This window comes from Haloarchaeobius iranensis (assembly GCF_900103505.1).
GTDB classification, from domain to species: Archaea; Halobacteriota; Halobacteria; order Halobacteriales; family Natrialbaceae; genus Haloarchaeobius; species Haloarchaeobius iranensis.
Genome location: NZ_FNIA01000010.1, coordinates 24,360 through 42,027 on the forward strand (window position 1 = coordinate 24,360; position 17,668 = coordinate 42,027).

General features: G+C 70.9%; 20 protein-coding genes. 6 read left to right on the forward strand and 14 right to left on the reverse strand.

What is annotated here, in order from left to right:
* Window positions 1-160: 160 nt before the first annotated feature.
* Window positions 161-478 (reverse strand): hypothetical protein, encoded by a 318-nt coding sequence (locus BLT27_RS10320; protein WP_139172304.1) that lies wholly within the window; start codon window positions 476-478, stop codon window positions 161-163.
* Between the two features lie 234 nt (window positions 479-712).
* On the opposite strand from BLT27_RS10320, the gene BLT27_RS10325 reads away from it, so the two are divergent.
* Together BLT27_RS10325 and BLT27_RS10330 are read left to right on the forward strand one after the other, a co-directional pair.
* The gene (locus tag BLT27_RS10325; RefSeq protein ID WP_089733557.1) at window positions 713-1,795 is read left to right on the forward strand and encodes a geranylgeranyl reductase family protein; all 1,083 of its coding nucleotides are present in this window, start codon (window positions 713-715) and stop codon (window positions 1,793-1,795) included.
* A 38-nt stretch (window positions 1,796-1,833) separates the two neighbouring features.
* The gene (locus BLT27_RS10330) at window positions 1,834-2,733 is read left to right on the forward strand and encodes a metallophosphoesterase (RefSeq protein ID WP_089733559.1); all 900 of its coding nucleotides are present in this window, start codon (window positions 1,834-1,836) and stop codon (window positions 2,731-2,733) included.
* Window positions 2,734-2,754: 21 nt separating this feature from the next.
* Here the strand turns inward: BLT27_RS10330 and ygfZ are convergent, their stop codons facing one another.
* The 3 genes from ygfZ to BLT27_RS10345 all read right to left on the reverse strand — a co-directional run bounded on the left by ygfZ (window position 2,755) and on the right by BLT27_RS10345 (window position 5,504).
* A complete protein-coding gene (gene ygfZ, locus BLT27_RS10335) occupies window positions 2,755-3,846 on the reverse strand; it encodes a CAF17-like 4Fe-4S cluster assembly/insertion protein YgfZ (protein WP_089733561.1) in 1,092 nt (363 codons plus the stop codon).
* 106 nt (window positions 3,847-3,952) lie between these two features.
* Window positions 3,953-4,342 (reverse strand): DUF5611 family protein, encoded by a 390-nt coding sequence (locus BLT27_RS10340; protein WP_089733564.1) that lies wholly within the window; start codon window positions 4,340-4,342, stop codon window positions 3,953-3,955.
* Window positions 4,343-4,379: 37 nt separating this feature from the next.
* Entirely contained in the window at window positions 4,380-5,504 is a 1,125-nt protein-coding gene (locus BLT27_RS10345) for a DUF7093 family protein (RefSeq protein WP_089733565.1), read from the reverse strand.
* 126 nt (window positions 5,505-5,630) lie between these two features.
* On the opposite strand from BLT27_RS10345, the gene BLT27_RS10350 reads away from it, so the two are divergent.
* Complete coding sequence (locus BLT27_RS10350) at window positions 5,631-5,930, forward strand: DUF6432 family protein (RefSeq protein WP_089733568.1); 300 nt, start codon at window positions 5,631-5,633, stop codon at window positions 5,928-5,930.
* Here BLT27_RS10350 and BLT27_RS10355 read toward each other — a convergent pair.
* Both BLT27_RS10355 and BLT27_RS10360 read right to left on the reverse strand, forming a co-directional pair.
* Complete coding sequence (locus tag BLT27_RS10355; protein ID WP_089733570.1) at window positions 5,927-7,360, reverse strand: ribonuclease FAU-1 family protein; 1,434 nt, start codon at window positions 7,358-7,360, stop codon at window positions 5,927-5,929. The genes BLT27_RS10350 and BLT27_RS10355 overlap by 4 nt on opposite strands.
* Complete coding sequence (locus BLT27_RS10360) at window positions 7,357-7,731, reverse strand: DUF7532 family protein (protein WP_089733572.1); 375 nt, start codon at window positions 7,729-7,731, stop codon at window positions 7,357-7,359. Before BLT27_RS10360 ends, BLT27_RS10355 begins: the two co-directional genes overlap by 4 nt.
* Before the next feature lie 456 nt (window positions 7,732-8,187).
* Between BLT27_RS10360 and BLT27_RS10365 the strand changes: the two genes are divergently transcribed.
* Entirely contained in the window at window positions 8,188-9,225 is a 1,038-nt protein-coding gene (locus BLT27_RS10365; protein WP_089733574.1) for a PrsW family intramembrane metalloprotease, read from the forward strand.
* A gap of 1 nt (window position 9,226) precedes the next feature.
* Here BLT27_RS10365 and BLT27_RS10370 read toward each other — a convergent pair whose 3' ends face one another.
* The 7 genes from BLT27_RS10370 to BLT27_RS10400 all read right to left on the reverse strand — a co-directional run bounded on the left by BLT27_RS10370 (window position 9,227) and on the right by BLT27_RS10400 (window position 13,822).
* Window positions 9,227-9,820, reverse strand: coding sequence for a riboflavin synthase (locus BLT27_RS10370; protein ID WP_089733576.1), 594 nt, complete (start codon window positions 9,818-9,820; stop codon window positions 9,227-9,229).
* 98 nt (window positions 9,821-9,918) lie between these two features.
* Window positions 9,919-10,509 carry an AsnC family transcriptional regulator gene (locus BLT27_RS10375; protein ID WP_089733578.1) on the reverse strand — a complete coding sequence of 197 codons (591 nt, stop codon included), beginning with the start codon at window positions 10,507-10,509 and terminating at the stop codon, window positions 9,919-9,921.
* 95 nt (window positions 10,510-10,604) lie between these two features.
* Window positions 10,605-11,069 carry a transporter gene (locus BLT27_RS10380; RefSeq protein WP_089733580.1) on the reverse strand — a complete coding sequence of 155 codons (465 nt, stop codon included), beginning with the start codon at window positions 11,067-11,069 and terminating at the stop codon, window positions 10,605-10,607.
* Between the two features lie 78 nt (window positions 11,070-11,147).
* Window positions 11,148-11,687, reverse strand: a complete 540-nt coding sequence (locus BLT27_RS10385; RefSeq protein WP_089733581.1) for a metalloprotease family protein — start codon at window positions 11,685-11,687, stop codon at window positions 11,148-11,150.
* 60 nt (window positions 11,688-11,747) lie between these two features.
* The gene (locus BLT27_RS10390; RefSeq protein WP_139172305.1) at window positions 11,748-12,029 is read right to left on the reverse strand and encodes a hypothetical protein; all 282 of its coding nucleotides are present in this window, start codon (window positions 12,027-12,029) and stop codon (window positions 11,748-11,750) included.
* Window positions 12,030-12,093: 64 nt separating this feature from the next.
* Window positions 12,094-13,005 carry a winged helix-turn-helix domain-containing protein gene (locus BLT27_RS10395; protein WP_089733587.1) on the reverse strand — a complete coding sequence of 304 codons (912 nt, stop codon included), beginning with the start codon at window positions 13,003-13,005 and terminating at the stop codon, window positions 12,094-12,096.
* Between the two features lie 10 nt (window positions 13,006-13,015).
* The gene (locus BLT27_RS10400; RefSeq protein ID WP_089733588.1) at window positions 13,016-13,822 is read right to left on the reverse strand and encodes a hypothetical protein; all 807 of its coding nucleotides are present in this window, start codon (window positions 13,820-13,822) and stop codon (window positions 13,016-13,018) included.
* A gap of 157 nt (window positions 13,823-13,979) precedes the next feature.
* On the opposite strand from BLT27_RS10400, the gene BLT27_RS10405 reads away from it, so the two are divergent.
* Together BLT27_RS10405 and BLT27_RS19740 are read left to right on the forward strand one after the other, a co-directional pair.
* Window positions 13,980-15,182 carry a hypothetical protein gene (locus BLT27_RS10405; protein ID WP_089733590.1) on the forward strand — a complete coding sequence of 401 codons (1,203 nt, stop codon included), beginning with the start codon at window positions 13,980-13,982 and terminating at the stop codon, window positions 15,180-15,182.
* A gap of 137 nt (window positions 15,183-15,319) precedes the next feature.
* The gene (locus BLT27_RS19740; RefSeq protein ID WP_175526432.1) at window positions 15,320-16,993 is read left to right on the forward strand and encodes a hypothetical protein; all 1,674 of its coding nucleotides are present in this window, start codon (window positions 15,320-15,322) and stop codon (window positions 16,991-16,993) included.
* Here BLT27_RS19740 and BLT27_RS10415 read toward each other — a convergent pair whose 3' ends face one another.
* Window positions 16,994-17,548, reverse strand: coding sequence for a hypothetical protein (locus tag BLT27_RS10415; RefSeq protein ID WP_089733595.1), 555 nt, complete (start codon window positions 17,546-17,548; stop codon window positions 16,994-16,996).
* Window positions 17,549-17,668 lie beyond the last annotated feature (120 nt).

The window sequence follows — 17,668 nt, forward strand, 5'->3', positions numbered from 1 at the left end:
GGCGCAGGAGTGCACGTCTGGTGTGAACTCCACGCGTGAGGGGACCGCTCTCGAACCGAGGAGGAGTGACGCCCGGCGGCGTGACGCTACGAGGCCACTCCGGGCCGGATGGGACACGGGTCCGACCAGGCAGTTCCCTGCACTCCGTCCCGGGAGTGCGTCAATCCTGCGTGACGACAGGCTGGCTACGGTCGGTGGCCCGTGTTGCGGTAACCGCATCGGGGAGCCACGTTTCGGCGGGTGGTCGCCATTCTGCCGTCGGGAGCCGGTCGAAGTTGGCCTCCGAGACGATGACCTCCTCCGCCTCGGCGACGACCTCGTGCTTCCGCAACGCGGCCTTGCTCTCGTCGAGGGAGTGACCGGCCAGATGCGCCTTCGCCTTCGTCCGCAGTTCCTCCTTCGAGTGGTTGTCGATGGTTCCGGCGAGCGCGACGGCCGAGCCACACATCGGGCAGGAGAGTATTACAGCGCGAGACATGCGCAGTAATCCGCAAGGGCGGTACAAGGCTTCTACTAGTAGCCCTATAGCGTAATAAATAATCAATATAGATTTCCTGCGTCCGTGCAGTAGACCGATGAGAGAGCGGTCCCGGCCCCGGAGCGGTCCCACGGCCCCCGATACAGCGTCGGTCGATCGGACTGCGTCCGGCGGATCGGACCGTCCGAACACAGACGAGGAAGGTATTTACCCACGACCCGCTAGCCGACGGACATGTACGACTTCGTCGTCGTCGGTGCCGGACCCGCCGGCTCCCGATTCGCCCGCCGTGCCAGCGAGGCGGGCCACGACGTGCTCGCGCTGGAGCAGGGCCGCGTCGGCGAGCCGCTGGCGTGTTCGGGCCACGTGAGCACGGACATCTGGGAGTTCACCGGGCCCGCGGCGCGCGACGAACTGCTGCAGAACGAGGTGTACGGCGCGCGATTCCACGTCGGCGGACCGGGCTCGGGTGCCCACGAGTTCTACAAGCGCGAGGTGGTCTCGAACGTCATCGACCGCGTCGGGCTGGACCGCCACCTCGCAGAGCTCGCACGCGAGGCGGGCGCGGACCTCCGCGAGGAACACACCGTCACGGCGGTCGACGAATCGCGTGACGCGGTCGCCGTCACGGCCCGCGGCCCGGACGGCGTGGAGACGCACACGGCGAAGATGGTCGTCGGCGCCGACGGCCCCACGTCGCGGGTCCGGAAGGCGCTCAACCTGCCCGAGCCGGGCGAGCTGCTCCACGGCGTGCTCGGCTTCGACCCCGACGCCGACCCGCAGGACTTCGTCGACGTCCACCTCACCGCGCCGCGCTTCTTCGCGTGGCGCATCCCGCGGGCCGACGCCGGGGTGGAGTACGGGCTGGCCTGCCCCCCGGGCGAGCAGGTGAACGAGCTGTTCGACGAGCTGGTCGCGGGCTACGGCGCCGACATCGAGAAGCGCTGCTCGGGGCTCATCCCGGTCGGCCCGCCGGACGTGGTGACCACGCGCCGGGGGCTGCTGCTCGGGGACGCCGCCGCGCAGACGAAGCCGTTCACCGGCGGGGGTATCCTCTACGGGATGACCGCAGCCGACCACGCCGTGCGCACGGTCGACCCGGACGACCCGCGCACGCTGGCGGACTACGAGGCGGCGTGGCGCGACGACCTCTCGACGGAGATCCGGCTGGGCCATCTCATCCGGAAGGCGTACTCCCTGCCGGAGCCGGTCCAGACGCTCGGGCTGGCGTCCGTCTCGGGCGAGATCGGCGTCCACATGGACCGCCCGACCAGCGTCTTCTCGCTCGACCACCTGAAGAAGATGCTCCGCCCCTGAGCAGGGCGCTTTTGTCGGATGGCGAGCAAGGCCAGGATATGAGCGACGAGCACGACGACCCGACCCGCCGCGACTCGGTCGCCGCCCTCCCCGGAACCCCGACCATCGTCAGCCTCAGCGACGTGCACGGCCACCTGGACCGGTTCCGCAGCGCACTCCTGACGCTCTCGGACCACGCCGGGGTCGACCCGGTCGTCGAGGAGCGCGCGGACGGACTGTTGCACTGGGCCGGCAACGACTACGTGCTCGTGTTCAACGGCGACGCGGTCGACCGCGGCCCCGACTCGGCGGGCTGTCTCGCGCTGCTCGAACGTCTGCGCGCCGAGGCGCCCGAGGGTCGCGTCCGGTACCACCTCGGCAACCACGAGTGGTTCTGCCTGCTCCCGAACGACCCGGACGGCGGCCGCTGGTTCTGCGACGAGGTGTCCGACCAGCGCCGTCGGGAGCTGTACGACGACATCGTCGCGGGCGACCTCGCCGTCGCCTACGAGGGCTACGGCTACACCTACAGCCACGCCGGACAGCAGGACGGCGTCGACCCGGCCGCGGTCAACGACGAGGCAGCCAGGGCGGCCGAGCGTCTGGGCCCGATGGTCGGCGACGAGGACGAGCACACCGACGCCGTCCTCGACATCTACCACGGCTATCCCATGTTCGACGCCGGTATCGACCTCCGCGGCGGCGAGGGCGACGTGAAGGGCCCCGACGCTGGCCCGCTCTGGCTCGGCTTCGACAACCTGCCGGCCGACGCCCCGCCGCAGATCGTCGGCCACAGCCGCCACGAGGAACCGACGAGAACGGGCACCGTCGTCTGCCAGGACGTGGTGTTGAAGAACAGGGAGTCGCCCGGCGGCGAGGCCGTGCTGGTCGAGACGCCCGACTCGCTGCGGGCGCTGGTCAGGCAGGGAGACGGCGATGTCGAACTGCGGGAGGTGTAGGCGAGCCGACAGTGCCGGCGCTCAGTCCTCGGGGTACGTCGGCAGCCGCGCCGAGCGGTCGGTCCCGTCGACGAACGGCAGGTCGACCACGTCGGCCGCGACCTCGTCGCCCTCGTAGCGGACGGTCAGGTCGTCGGCCACCGCGTCCCACTCGACGTAGGCCAGCGCGATTGCGCGTTCGAGCATCGGGCTCTCGACGGCCCGCGTGACCTCGCCGACGGCGGCGTCGCCCGCGAACACGGCCGCACCGGACTCGGGCACCACGTCGGGTTCGAGCCCGACCAGCCGCTTGCTCGGCCGGCCGCGGTTCTCGACCCGGGAGACGACCTCCTGGCCGACGTAGCAGCCCTTCTCGAAGTCGAGCGCGTTCCGGATGCCCGCGACGTTCGGGATGCGCCCCTCGAGTTCGGTGTCGAACGTGGGCGTCCCGGCTTCGAGCGTCAGGGCGTCCCACGTCCGGTAGCCGAAAGGTGCGGCGTTCAGCCCGTGGTTGACGAGCGTGTCGAAGACGCTGGCGGCGGCGTCGGCGCTGCAGACGACTTCATAGCCCTCGTCGCCGGTGGGGGCGTCGCTGGCGATGACGGTCACGCCGTCGTCGCCCATCGAGCCGCGGTCGAAGTGGAGGTGGCCCTCCGGGCTGCCCGGGCCGTTCAGCACGCTGGCTATCTTCTCGGTGGACTTCGGGCCGTGGACGCCGAACGTGGCGAACTCGTCCGTGGCGACGCGGATCTCGACGTCCTGGATGAACACCTTCTCCGACCAGTCCGCGACGAGCGGGTCGGCGCGCTGGGGCGGCGTGAACAGCAGGAGGCGCTCCCCAGCGTTGTAGACGTACATGTCCGTCTCGATGCCGCCCTGCGGGTCCAGCAGGAGCGCGTAACAGCCCTGGCCGTCGGTCTCGGGGACGTCGTTGGAGACCGCGTTGTCGACGAACTCGACGCGGTCGTCGCCGCCGACGACGACCACCCCGTAGCCGAGTTCGAGGACGCCGACGACCCGGCGAACCGCCTTGTGGACCCGCTCCGGGCGGCCGTAGTGGTCGACGACCCGACGGCCGCCGCGCTCGGTGAAGGTGGCTCCGTGGTCCGCGTGGACCGACTCGATGACCGTCATTCCTGACCCGTGTTTCGGGTCGTTCGCGGGTAAAGCCTGCCATTCCGGCCGGCCGGCACGCTGGTCGGTGCAGGCCGGAACGGGGAGCGCGGCGGCGAGAAGGCGTCTACGCGTCGACGTCGTGGTCGGGGTCGTCCTCGACCGCGCGCTTCATCGACTTGCGGCGGGACTTCGCGTCGCGGCCGGTCGCCTCGAGGAGGAAGTCGTTCTTCTTGTCGACGGCGTCGCCCGCGGCCTCCAGCTCGTCCGGGCCGAGGTCGGCGACGTCGCGCTCGTGGAACTCGACGGCCAGTTTGTCCTTCTTGCCGGAGTAGGCGACGGCGCCGGCGACGACGCGCTCGAAGACGGGGTTGTCGGGCTCCGCGATGACGAACAGGTCGCTTCCCTTGTACTCCTCCGTGCCCGTGATTGGGCCGAAGTACTCCTCGACGGTCGATTCGAGGTCCGGGATTCGTTCCTCGAGGTACTCGCCGCGTCGCATCTTGTACTCCTTCATGGGTGGGTCAACGACAGGGGACCGTTTACTTGTTTCGTCACTCGTCGGCCTCCGCCAGGTAGCCCCGTTTGCACTCGGGGCAGATGTCGCCGGCGCGCAGCGACGTGCGCGACCGGCTCTCGGCGTTGCCACAGGCCGGACAGGCCAGCTGGGCGTCGGGGCTCGTGCTCGTACCCTCCGAGGGCGCGGTGACCTCGCTCGCGCTGGTGATGCCGGTGACGCTCTCGCCGTCAGTCGGACGGCTCGACTGCTGTTCGGTCCGTTCCTGCTCGGGGGCGCGTCCGACGGCGTTGTCGACGAACTCGGCGTCGTGGCCCGCCTCGGCGTCGACGGTCTCGCCCTCGGCGTCCGCGTCAGCGCCGGTCTCCGGGGCGAGCCCGCCACCGAACTCCACGTCGGCTGCCTCGTCGTCCGGGACCTGTGCGTCGTAGCCGCCGTCGTCGCCCTCGTGTTCGGGCCAGGCCTTCGACTCGCTCGGGGCCTGGGCACCCGCCTGCTCGTGTTCGGGCCACTCGCCGTGGCCGCGCTCGTCCGCCTCGGACGACGGCGCTCCCTCCCCCGGGAGGATGACGCCGTCGTCCGTCTCGGCGTCCTCGTGGGGGTCGCCCGGCTCAGCCGCAGCATCGGCGGTGGTCTCGGGTGTGTCAGCAGCGGTCTCCGGTGCGCCGGCGTCGCCCGGCTCGTCGTCCGTCATCACCACCGCGTCCTCGTCGGCGGGGTCGACGGCTCCCGACCCTGCGTCCGCCGGCTCCGCGGGCGGCTCCGGGGCTCCGTCGTCGTCCCCGGTCGCTCCGTCGTCGGTACCGTCCTCGGCGTCGACGATGATGGCGGCGTCGTCGCCCTCGACGGCCGCGTCCTCGGCCCCGGAAGCTTCGACGGCATCGTCGACCGGGTCGTCGGCGGACTCGGCCGCGGGTGCTGCCGGCTCCTCGGCGGTCTCCTCCGGCTCGTCGTCGCTCTCCGCGTCGTCGCTCGTCCCGTCCCCGGTGCCCGCGACCGTCGTTACCTCCGTGTTCTCGCTGACGAGGTTCCGCGAGTCACAGCGCGAACAGACCTCGTACTCCCGGACCGTCAGCACGACCTCGTTCCCGCGCTCGTCGCGCTCGTCCTCCAGTTCCCTCTCGCTCCAGTCGTGACCGCGGAGCGAACACATGAGACCCATTGTGACCGCCTACCCTGCCCGTGCCTAAAAGGCTACTGCCGCGCCACTCGGCGTCTGACACGCGTCCGACGGGGGCCCGCCACGCAGGGACAAACATCAAATCGTATCCACGCTAACTGTGAGGTGATGAAGGCAAAGCGGGAGTACCGGGACCGGGACGAGATCGACGTTTCGGTGCTCGACGCCCTCGTCGACCGCCAGCACGACGGCATGACGGTCTTCGAACTACGGTCGCACGTCGAAGTCGAGATCGACGCACTGGAGGACGCGCTGGCAGGGCTGAAGGAGGACGACCTCATCGTCGTCGAACAGCCGTCGCGCTCGCGGACCGTCATCAAGCCGGCCGACCGGGTCGTGCCCGACCCCGAAGACCTGGCGGACGACCCCTCGCTCGTCGAGGAGCTCCGCCGCCGGCTGCCGTTCTAGTCGAGCGCCCGCTCGACGGCGGTGGCGACCTGCCGTGCCCGTTCGGCCAGCGGTTCGGGGACGTGGCCGGCCGCGACCGCGTCGTCGAGCTCGTCGTCGTCCACCCGTTCGACCGTCCCGTCCCCGTGTTTCACCACGTCCACGTGCAGGTCGACGTACCGGGCCGCGTCGGGGAACAGCTCGACCGGCGTGCAGATGTTGACGTACGTGCCCTTCGACTCGCCGTCGGCGTCGCGGTACACCGTCGGGTACCACCAGCGGCCCTCCTTCAGCTTCGTGACCGCGATGTCACCCGACTCCCGTTTCGTGCCGAGCGCGTCGTAGGTGCCCCCGCCGGTCATCGAACGCTCGACGGTGAGCGTGCCCGCGTCGGGGTCGCACTCGGTGACCTCGCCGCGGCCGAGCGTGAACGCGCGGCCCTCCGGCTTGCCGTGGTGGATGCCGAGCCTGTCGCCCAGCCGCGGGCCGAACCCCTCGCTGACGGCGCGGAACGGGAACTCGCCGTCGCCGGGGTCGTCGCAGACGGCCTCGACGAAGTCGACCGCCGTGTTGGCCGACCGCGCCGCCGCCTTCACGCGGTGGTGGCCGTGCATCGTGGATTCGACCTCGCGCCGGGCCTCGTCCAGCCCGAACCGGCTCTCGCGGCCGAACCAGACCCAGACCGTCGACTCGCCCGCGGCGACGACCAGGTCGTCGCTCCCCAGGTTGTCCTCGATGGGCGGCGCGTCGGCGACCGCCGCGTCGACGGCCTCGGCGCGCTCGACGGCCTCCGCGAGCGCGTCGCCCAGTGCACCCATCTCGGCGTCTTCGGCGGCGCGCTGCCAGCGGAGCCCCCAGCCGTCGGGCACGTCGGCCGAGAGCAGCTCGACCGTCCGCACCAGCTCGGTGGCGCGGTCGCCGGGCACGTTCGCCGACGCGCCCGAGCGGCCGCGAGAGAGCTCGACGAGCCCGGTCTGGACGGTCAGCTCGGTCGTCAGCTCGGCGCGGTCGTCGCCCCAGGGCGGCGTGGGGTCGACCACCTGCACGCGGAGCGCGTCGCCGTCCTCGACGTAACCGTCCGTCACCCCGAACGGGAGGAACCCCTCGAAGTCGCCGCAGTCCACGACCGCGCCGGAGCCAAGCGTCTCGGTGACCACGCCGTCGACGACCGCGCCGCGGCCAGCGGGGTCGGTCCACGCGAGCGCGTCGCGCCCGACACCGGTACAGACCTCGCGGACGGCGGCCACGGTGTCGTCGTCACCGTGGATGCCGACCCCCTGTCTGTCGTCGGTCGTCGCGACCGCCGCGGCGTCGGGGACGGCGGCGAGGTCGGCGTCGTGGTCGGCGAAACGACGCCGGATGGGCGGTGACGCCTGCACCACGTCGAGACCCGCGTCGAGCAGGCGCTTGGTGAGCGCGGTCGTGTAGATGCCCCTGACTCTGACCGTCATAGCGCGTCGCGGGTCGGCGCGAACCGCACCCGGTCGTTCACACTCGGGCCCAGCGTCAGCTCGACGGTGCCGTCGTCCAGCACGCGGCCGTCCTCGACGTAGACGCCCCAGGTCGAGAAGCGGAGCCAGCCGCGCATCTCGGCAGCGTGCGTCGTCAGGTCGCAGTACTCGACGGTGTGTTCGGGGAACTCGGCCGTCGAGTGCGCCTGGTCCATGTCCGAGTACACCACGTCGTTCGTCTCGAAGAACTCCTCGAGCGCGGCCGCGCTCTCGGCGACGCGCTCGACGACGCCCTCCGAGGCCGCCTGTAGCTCCTCGGTCGTCAGCCCCACGTCGCGCAGGGCGGCCTGTGTCCGCTGGTCGAAATGCATACCCGCCGGTACTCGCAGCAGCGTCTTGAACCTGGCTTCCGCTGGCCGGTCAGTCGTCGGCGGGCGTGCCGCTCCAGGCTGGTGAGTCAGTCGTCGGCGGGCGTGCCGCTCCAGGCTGGTGAGTCAGTCGAAGTCGGGCGAGAAGTAGGGGGGTCGGCGGTCGGGACGTCGGTCGGTGCGTCGGCGGCCGATGGGTTCGGGTCGTCACTGAACCCTTTTAGTGTCGGTACTGGTGTTCGAAACCCGTCGTCCTCCGCTGTGGGGAGGGGGGTGTAGAGCATTCCTCGGCTGTTCTGGTCTGCCATTGGAACGTACACAGGGTTTCTCGTTGATAAACTATCCCTAATACGGATACTGTGAATCAATGTCATACTAAGATGTACCGCGAGTCCTTAAGGACAGCGTCGAGAGTCCCAGGGGGAACCATTACGGGGCCGTTCCCCCAAGCCGGAGCCAATGAGTCCACGACGGGACCCGATAGAGCGGGCCGCCGAACGGGGGCGTGACCTGTACGAGGTCGCCACCTGGGACCAGCGCAGCGAGTTCGACGGCATCGCCGTCGCGGTCTACGAGGGGCTTCGTCCGGCCGCACGCTGGGTCGTCATCGGCGTCGCGACGATAATCACGGTCGCGCTGTTCGCCTTCGGCGGACTCGCAACGATCTCGAACCCCATCGTCGGGACGTTCGTCCTCCTCTCGCTCGTGCCCGCACTGTTGCTCGCCGGCTACGTCTACAGCAGCGACGTGACCACGCGCGAGCCCCTGCCGATGCTCGCCGGCACGTTCCTGCTCGCCATCGTGTTCTCGACGTTCGCGAGCATCGTCAACACGTTCACGAGCTCCGTCTTCACCGGTGTCGGCCTCCCCACGCAGGGGTTCATCGGTGGGGTGCTGTTCTTCGTGTTCATCGTCGGCCCCGGCGAGGAGTTCGTGAAGTGGCTCGCGGTGCGCATCTACGCCTTCCGACGCGCCGAGTTCGACGCGGTCATCGACGGCGCGGTGTACGGTGCCGTCGCCGGGCTCGGCTTCGCCACCATCGAGAACGCCTTCTACATCACCCGGTTCATCGAGGCGACCGGTACCACCGTCTCCATCGTCGAGGCGGGCTCGAACATCGCCGCCCTGCGCGCGCTCGCCGGGCCCGGCCACGTCATCTACTCGAGCATCGCCGGCTTCTATCTGGGCCTCGCGAAGTTCAACCGCGAGCACTACGGCCCCATCGTCGTCAAGGGGCTGTTGCTCGCCGCGCTGTTCCACGCCACCTACAACATCACCGTGGGCTACGTCCCCGGCATCATCTCGCTCGTCTCGCCGCTGGACGACTTCGCAGCGAGCATCGTCTACATCGTCGCCTACGACACCCTCATCGGGCTGTTCCTCTACCGGAAGCTCCGGAACTACAAGCGCGCCTACCGCGACGCGGGGGTGCTCGAACACCGCAACCGGCCGAACAACCCCGAGCTCACCGAGTTCGACGGCCCGCCGCGGCCCTGACTCAGGCCCGCTCGCCCAGCATGTTCTCGACGTACTTCGCGATGACGTCGACCTCCAGGTGGACCGGGTCGCCCGGCTCCTTCGCCGAGAGGTTCGTCAGCTCGTACGTCGTCGGCACGATGGCCACCGCGAACCCGTCCTCGTCCCGCTCCGCGACGGTGAGGCTGATGCCGTCGAGCGTCACCGACCCCTTCTCGACGACGTACCGCCCGTAGCCCGCGGGCAGGTCGAACGCGAACCGCCAGTCCTCACCCACCGACTCCACCGAGCGAACCGTCGCCGTCGTGTCGACGTGGCCCTGCACCACGTGCCCGTCGAACCGCCCGTCGGCCGGCATCGCCCGTTCGAGGTTGACGGGGTCGCCGACCGCCACGTCGCCGAGGTACGTCTTCGCGACGGTCTCCTCGGCCAGGAACACCTCGAACGTCTCCTCGTCGTACGCCTCGACGGTCAGGCAGACGCCGCTGACGCTGATGCTCGCGCCGTGGCCCACGTCCGAGAGCACCTGCTCGCCCGCGATACGGAGGCGACGACCGTCGTCGGTGTCGGTGACCCCGACGATCTCGCCCGTCTCCTCGACGATTCCCGTGAACATGGCCGGTGCTTGGGTTCGGGGACGCAAAACGCTCCCGTTCCTGGCGGCACTCCCGGCACAGACCGACTCGCCACCCACGCCCGGGACCGCGCTCGAAACTACACCCCGGCGTCCAGCTCCTCGTAGCGCTCCCGGAACCGGGCCTCGCAGGAGCCACAGCAGAACTGGTAGACGTCGTCGCCGATGCGGGCCGAGGTGCCCTCGCTGGTCACGGTGTTGTCGCACTCGGCACAGGAGAGCGCGAAGTCGACGCCGCCGACGCTGGGGGACCACTCGGAGTTCGCGACCAGCTCCACGTCGACGTCCCGCACCAGCGACGAGTCGACGACGCTGTCGAGCCAGCGGTGGACCGCGTCGTCGGGCACGCGGGCGTGGACAGTCACGTCGCCGTCGGCGGTCGTGAACACGTGCTCGACGGCCTCGGCGGCCCGGAGCGCGCCCGCGACCTCGTCGCTGGCACCGGGTTCGAGGTCGAGGCGGGCGAGGACGGGCGTGCCCTCGCGGAGCTGCGAGCGGTCGACGTCGACGGTGAACCGGCGGACGACGCCGACCGCCTCCAGCCGGGAGACGCGGTCGGAGACGGCGGGGCCGGAGAGCCCGACCTCCTCGCCGATGCTGGCGAAGGAGCGGCGGGCGTCGGCGGCGAGCAGGCGGAGGATCTCGATGTCGGTGTCGTCGAGGTCGCGCATACCGGGAGAGACGAGCCGGGTATCGAAAACTTTTGTGCGGTTTCGGCCTTGGAATCGAATGCGGAACGTGGTTCGACCCGCGTACTCGAACGTGGTCAGTAGACGATGCCGCCGCCGTAGACGATGAGCGTCGCGTCGACGAGCAGGAGCACGGCGACGACGCTCGCGGCGTAGAGGAACGGCTTCGCCTCGCGGGCGGGCGAGCGGACCTTCTGCTCGTCGAAGCCGCGGTCGAGCTTCCCGCCCGCGACCTCCACGAGACCGGTGAGGACGAACCAGAGCGCGAGCATCGTGAGGACGAGGTGGCCGCGGCCGCTACCGGTGAGCGAGTCGACGGTGTAGAGGGTACCGGCGAGGTGGCCGCCGGTGAAAAAGAGCAGTGCGGAGCAGCCACGCGAGAGCCAGCGGAGCCGCGAGACGATGGCCTGGGAGGGGCTGGCGTTGAGCGAACCGTCGAGCGCGGACGGGAGCACCCCGAACGCGACGAACAGGACGCTCCCGACCCAGACGGCCGAGGTGATGCTGTGGACCATCCGGACGACGACGTCGATGGTGGACATGCTCGTCGGTGACGGAGCAGGGGACAAAAGGGTTGCCGAAGTCGGCAGGGCGGCGGAAGCGGCCCGGTCGTTGCCCCCTCAGCTCGGCGGGGTGGGCGCGGCGACGCGCTCGGGGTGTCGCCACGCCGTGACGGCCGGGTCGACGTCGGTGCCGACGAGCAGAATCCCGACGATGCCAACGAACGTCGCCAGCGCGCTCCCCGTGGCGAGCCCGACCGCGGCGGGAAGGAGCCCCAGCAGCAGCGTCGGCGCGGCGAGGCAGAGCCAGTACGCGGTGCGGCGGACCGGCCGCGTCGGGTGGACCGAGTGGTGGACGGGGTCGAGGCCCTCGCCGAACTCGATGCCGGCCTCGACCCGTATCTCGTCCCACGAGCAGCGCCCGACCGTCGCGTAGGCGGCGGCGTGGACCGCCTCGTGGGCGACGAACACGGCCGCGATGACCGCGAACTGGAGGAGCTCACCGGCGGGGAGCGCATCCGTGTAAGTGAGGTACTGCGCGAAGCCGTGGGTCGCGACGTAGGCCCCGCCGACGGCGAGGGCGGCGGTCGCACCGACGGCGGTCGACCGCGCCGCACCCCAGCCGTCCTCCCGGCACTCGGGGTCGGGATCGACGTACATACGTGGCGGATCGTGTGACGGATTGCGTGGCGAGGGTCGTAAGCGCTCGGGCGTGGCGGGCTACGCGTCGACCTCGCAACGTCGGCGTGGCTCGCTGCCTCGGCGCCTGCGGTAGTACGCCAGCGCGAGGAGCTGGGCGTACAGCAGCGCCAGCGCGATGGGGAACAGGGCCAGCGCGTCGACTGTCTGCGACGCGTAGCCCCCCGACACGAGTAGCTCGGCGAGTTCGTTCGCCACGACGACCGTGACGGCACCGACGTACAGCAGCGGGGAGGCGGCCATGGCACGCGCCGACCGGTACAGCGAACGGAGACCGTGGTCTGACTGTCCGTTCTGCGTCATCGACTCACCGTACGATGGCCGGCCACTTGGGCGCTCGGCGAACGGATTTTCTATCCAGAATCCGTCAGTTCTCCGCGACCGCGACGACGCGTCCGTCGGCGTCGAGCGTGGCGGTGAGGCTGTCGTCGTCGATGGCGACGGTGACGACGAGTTCGCCACCGTCTGCGGTCGTGCAGCCGTCAGCGGCGTCTGTCGCACTCTCGGCGTCCCGGGCGTCGACGGCCTCGACGCTCGCGTCGTCGCCGACGAACGGGAACTCCCAGACGTGGTCCTCGCGGAGCGTGTAGCCGTGTGCGCGGCACCAGCCAGCCACGTCGGGGTCGACGAGCAGGGGGAAGGTGATGGGGCCGACGAGCCTGGCGGGGCAGGTGTCACAGGCCGCGCGGAAGCCCGGCTCCGACGGGTCGCCGACGGTCGTCTCGACGCTGTCGTAGCACTGCGTACAGACGCCGGCGAGCGCCTGCTCGATGGCCTGGAACGCGAGCAGCTCCGCGAGGTCGACCACCTCGGCCAGCGTGGCGTCGGTGGTCGCGTTGGCCGGCACGTGCCACGAGAACAGCGGGTGGTCCTCCGCACAGGAGACGACGCACTGGCCCTCGCGGACCGTCGCGACCGCGGGGGTGCCACAGAACGGGCACGTGCTGTCGAGCTCGGCCGGCCCGAGCGAGACCGACTCGGTGTAGGTGCCCGCGAGGATGGCACCGGCGACCCGCGCGCCCGTGGCGGTCAGCCGGTAGCCGTCGTCGGTCCGCTCGACGAACCGGGCGCGGAGCTGGTTGAGGTGGTAGCGAAAGCGGCCCGAATCTCGGACGCCGACGCGACGCCGCAACGCCGCGAAGCCGATGGGGTCGTGCCCCTCGTCCCGGTGGTGCTCGGTGAGCGCGTCGAGGATGTCGAGCCTGACCGGGTCGCTCAGCGCCGCGAACGCGTCGGCGGGCGCGGGCTCGTCGTCGGTGTCGGTCTCTGGGTCGGGCATCGGCCGCGGATCACTCCGCGTCGGCGGCACAGCCAGCACAGAGCAGCTCGATGGTCGCCGTCTTCGAGCCGATGACGGTCTCGAGGTCGTTGACGGGGTGGCTGTCGCCACAGCGCTCGCAGTCCGCCGTCGGCTGGGACACCTCGCCGAGGAGGTTCTCCACGTCGAAGGCGTCTTCGCCGAGGTCCTCGCTGCGCTCGTCGGCCGTCCCGCCGCGCAGGAGGGCGTCCTCGGCGGGCTCGCCGTCGGGGTCGGGCTCGTCGGGGTCCTCGTCCACGACCGACCGCATCGCCTCACCGAAGAACTCGCCAGCGAGGTCGTCCGGCAGGCCGGCGTTCCCGTACAGCGTCGAGACGAGGTCGGTCCGGAGGTCCTCAGGCGAGACACCCTCGCGGCGGGCGACAGCCGCGACGGCGTCTGCCTCGCGCTCGTCGTGACCGGCGTACTCGTTCGGGTTGTGAACGTAGCGGTCGACGACCGCGTGCAGCCGTCTGCGGACGGTCGGGTCCGCGTCCCACCGGGCCGGGAACGCCTCGTCGATACGCTCGACGAGGTCGCTCCGCGGCCCCGGCGGGCTCTCGGGCTGGCCCGTGGCCTCGGCGGTCCGCCCGTCGTCCGCGGTTGCGCGCCCGTCGGCGTCGGCCGGTGCCGGGTCGAGTCGCCCCTCGGCCAGGTCACAGAGCACGCTCAGACTCTCCTGGGCCGACGCGGGCTCGTAGCCTCGGCAGTCCACGAAGATGCGCTCGATGCGGTCGGCCACCGCCGCCGGTATCTCGACCTCGACGGCGTCGCCGTCGAGGTCGTCCCGCTGTTCCATCGTCCATTGTGTTGCCCCCGAGACGTATAAATTCCACTGAACGAAGCCGTGGGGATTGGGTGACGGGAGTTCCGAACGGTTATTGGCTGTGGTGCCCGGGCGTTAGACGGGTAGTGTTATCACCCGCGGTCCACTAGGGGAATGCAACAGCTGAGCCATGTGGACTCGCAACCGGGTACTCGTGCTGGTGTTCGCGGTAGCCATCCTGCTGCTCGGCACCACGTTCGTCTCGCCCTCGGTCCAGACGCCGCCGGACGACCCCGAAGACGACGACGCGGCGCTGGTCGAACTCGGGAACACCGAGACGGACGTCTGGCCGTACGTCAGCAGCCGCGAGGCGTTCCGGGGGCGCGCCAGCGCGCTCAACCTGCTCGTCCGTGGCAACCCCGAACAGGTGAAGGCGCGGCTCCAGGCCGGCGGCGACGGCTGGAACGAGACGGAACCGGTGTTCACGGAGGAGGCGGACGAGAACCCGCAGTTCGGCAACGACGTCCGCATCGTCTGGGCCGACGCCGCGGGGGCGAAGCGCTACGTCTACTCCGAGCACGAGGAGGGCCAGGGCGAGTGGACGCCCCAGTCCTACCAGCTCCACCGTGGCGACTACTTCGGCGGCCAGTCACACATGCGGGCGTACGAGATCGAGACCGAGAGCGGTAACTGGACGGCCGTGCAGGCCCACGCGGAGCACTTCGACTGGTTCACGCTGACCCACACCGTCGACAGCCTGGAGGAGGCCCGGACCGACATCGAACGCGACTTCATCGACTCCACCTCGCCGGGCGACGTCCAGCGGGTGTACCACGACAACGGCGACACCCACGACCACGACGGCTGGACCACCGTCGTCTACCTGCTCGCCCTCCCGCTGCTGGGTAGCGTCTCCCTCGGCTCGGCGCGGACGACCGCTCGGTCCATCTTCGACGGCGTCTGGACCTACCGGACCAGGCTCCGGGTCGCGGTGTTCGTCGGGCCGGCAGCCGTCGTGCTGGGAGTGCGCCTGGCCGGCATCGCCATCGAGAACGCGATGGCGGTCGACCCCAACACGATCGTCGCCACGCTCTACCCCGTCCTCGTCTTCGGGACCCCCGCCGCGGCCTACGTCGCCGGCCGGAACCTCGACCCCGTCGACGGCTTCATCTTCGGCACGCTCGGGTTCGGCACCGGCGTCGTCCTCGACTACGGGCTCATCGGCGTCCGCGTGCTCCCCATCGAACTCGTGCTCCACCGGGTCGGCCTCGCGGTCGGCATCGGGCTCGTCGCCGCCGGCGCGAGCGCGTTCCACGACTTCGAGCTGCGCCGGTCGCTCGTCGCCGGCGGCCTGCTCTGGTACGGGCTCGTCGTCGCCGCGCACTACGTCTGAGCGACCGGCTCCCCGCCGTCGAACCGGGATTTTCCGAGCCAGCAGCCATCGGAGCGATTTAACTGGGTCGCGGGCCACGCTCCGGGTATGCAACAGTCTCCCCGCCCCGCGAGACGGCCCGCGCCGTGGTGGTCCCGGTGAGAGTGGCCCCCAGGCACGTCCGTCGCATCGCCCGGACGGAGTTCAGGCGGACCCGCCGCAAGCTCGGCGACAGCACCGTCCAGGTCGTCGCGCTCGCCGTCGCCGGGCTGTTCTTCAGTGCCATCTCGTTCGGGGCCGCCTCCCTGTTCGCCATCCTCGGCCGCGAGCTCCGCACCGGGGAGCTCGCCGACTTCCCGATATCCGGAGGCGTCGTCGTCGGCCTCCGCGGTGCCATCGGCCTCGCGGCCGTCGGGCTCCTCGCGCTGGCGACGTTCCGGACCATCGCCCAGCGTGGTAGCGTCGACGAGCCCGAGACGCTCCTGCTTGCCGCCCGCGTCCGCGACGTCGTCCCCGGCATCCTCGTCGCCGAGACGGTGGGCTACCTCGCGTGGCTGGCCGTCCCGGTCGTACTCGCGGTCGGCGGCTTCACCTACGGCGCCCGCGCGCCGCTGGTCCTCCTCGTGCTCCCCGTCGTGCTCCTCGGCGTGCTCCTGCCCGCCATCTGGCTGGGCTTCTGCCTGGGGCTCGTCGGCCGCCACCTCGTCACCCGGTACGAGCCCATCGCCCGCAACCGGACCGCCATCGGGCTCGTCGCCTTCCTCGTCTACATGGGGCTCGTCTTCGGCAACGGCTTCGCCGTCCTCACCGAGCTGCTGTTCGAGCCGCTGCAGTCGACGCCGCTCTCTGGCTACGCGGACCTCCTGTTGCTCGGCGCGCCGAACGTCGATACCTCACCCCTGCGGGCGGGTGGGGCGGTCGCGACCACCGTCGGCCTCGTCGCCGTCGGCCACGTCGTCTCGGTGCGGCTGGCGAACTACCACTGGTTCTCCGACCCCGCGACGGAGACCGAACACGAGCGCGTCGAGGGCGAGTCGGGGGTCGCGGTCGGGGACCGGCTGCTCCGCATCGTCGACCGGCCCACCCGGAGCGTCGTCCGCGTCGTCTGGACCCGGACTCGCCGCGCACCCATCAAGCTCGTCTACGCCCTCTACCCGCTGTTCTTCCTCGTCTCGGACGTCCAGACCATCGTCCGGACCGGGGCCATCCCCTCGCACCTGCCCTGGGTGCTCGGGCTCTACGTCGCCTGGGGCGTCGCGCTCGCGTTCGCGCTCAACCCGCTCGGCGACGACGGGCCCGCGCTCGAGGCGACGCTCACCGCGCCAGTCTCCGGCCGGCAGTACGTCGTCGGGCACGTCCTCGCCGGGGCCGCCGTCGGCATCCCCGCCGCGGTCCTCGTCGTCGCGCCGGTCGCGTTCCTCAGCCCGCTCCCGGCCGCCGAGGCCGCGGCGGCCATCGGCGTCGCGGTGCTCGGCACCCTGCTCGCGCCGCTGCTGGCCATCGGCGTCGGCATGACCTTCCCGCGCTTCGGCAGCGTGCAGGTCGCCGGCAACAAGCAGGCGGTCGTCCCGAGCAAGACCGCACTCGCCGCCTTCTCCCTCGCGCTCGTCACCATCGCCGGGAACGTCGCGCTCGCGACCGACGCCGGGACCCGTCAGCTGCTGGCCGCGCTCGCCAACGGCCTCGTCGGGTTCCTCACGCCGTGGACGCTCGGGCTCGACCCCGCGTGGCTCCTCCCCGTCAGCGCCGTGGTCGTCGCGGCCGGAATCGTCGCGCCGCTCCTGTCGTACGTCTACGCTGTCCAGCGGTTCGAGCGGTTCACGCTCCCCTGACTACCGGAACCGCTCCGGCGTGATATCGGGCAGGCGCTTCCGGATCACCGTGTACGCCAGCGAGATAACCAGCCCCGCCAGCGCGGCCTGTTCGACCCAGCCGTCGAACACGGCCAGCCCCGGGAGCGCGAACGCCGCCCCCACGAGGAAGTCCTCGGGTGCGCCGTCGTACCTGACCACCCGTCTCGGCCGGAGCCAGCGCCGCTTCGGGTGGACGTACACCGCCTTCTCGCCCGTCGCCTCCCACGGGCGCAGTTCGAGTCCCCCGCCGAGCACGTCGCTCGCGGAGTGGACCGCCGCCGCGACGAGGAAGAGCGCCACGGCGACGGTGGCGGTCGTCGGGTTCAGCAGGGCGAGAAGTCCGGCGGGGACGGCGGCGGCGCTGTAGTACACCGGGAAGTGCAGCGTCTTCCGGTGCGCGGCGGCGAGGTCCAAGTCCGGGAAGACGCCCCCGGCGAGCGCGCCGGTGGCCGCGGCGACGCCGAACTCGGGGGCGACCAGCGCCACGGGCGCCGCCAGGGCGAGTCCGACGAACGCGTGCGTCGTCGCCATCATCGTTGCTTCGTGAATGGGTCCTCGTTCCGTATGAGGTTGTCGTCGGGTGGGTCTCCGAGAGCGTCCACTCTCGACGTGCGATGCGGCGGCAGACGGTCGTCCCACCCGACGCGGCGGTGC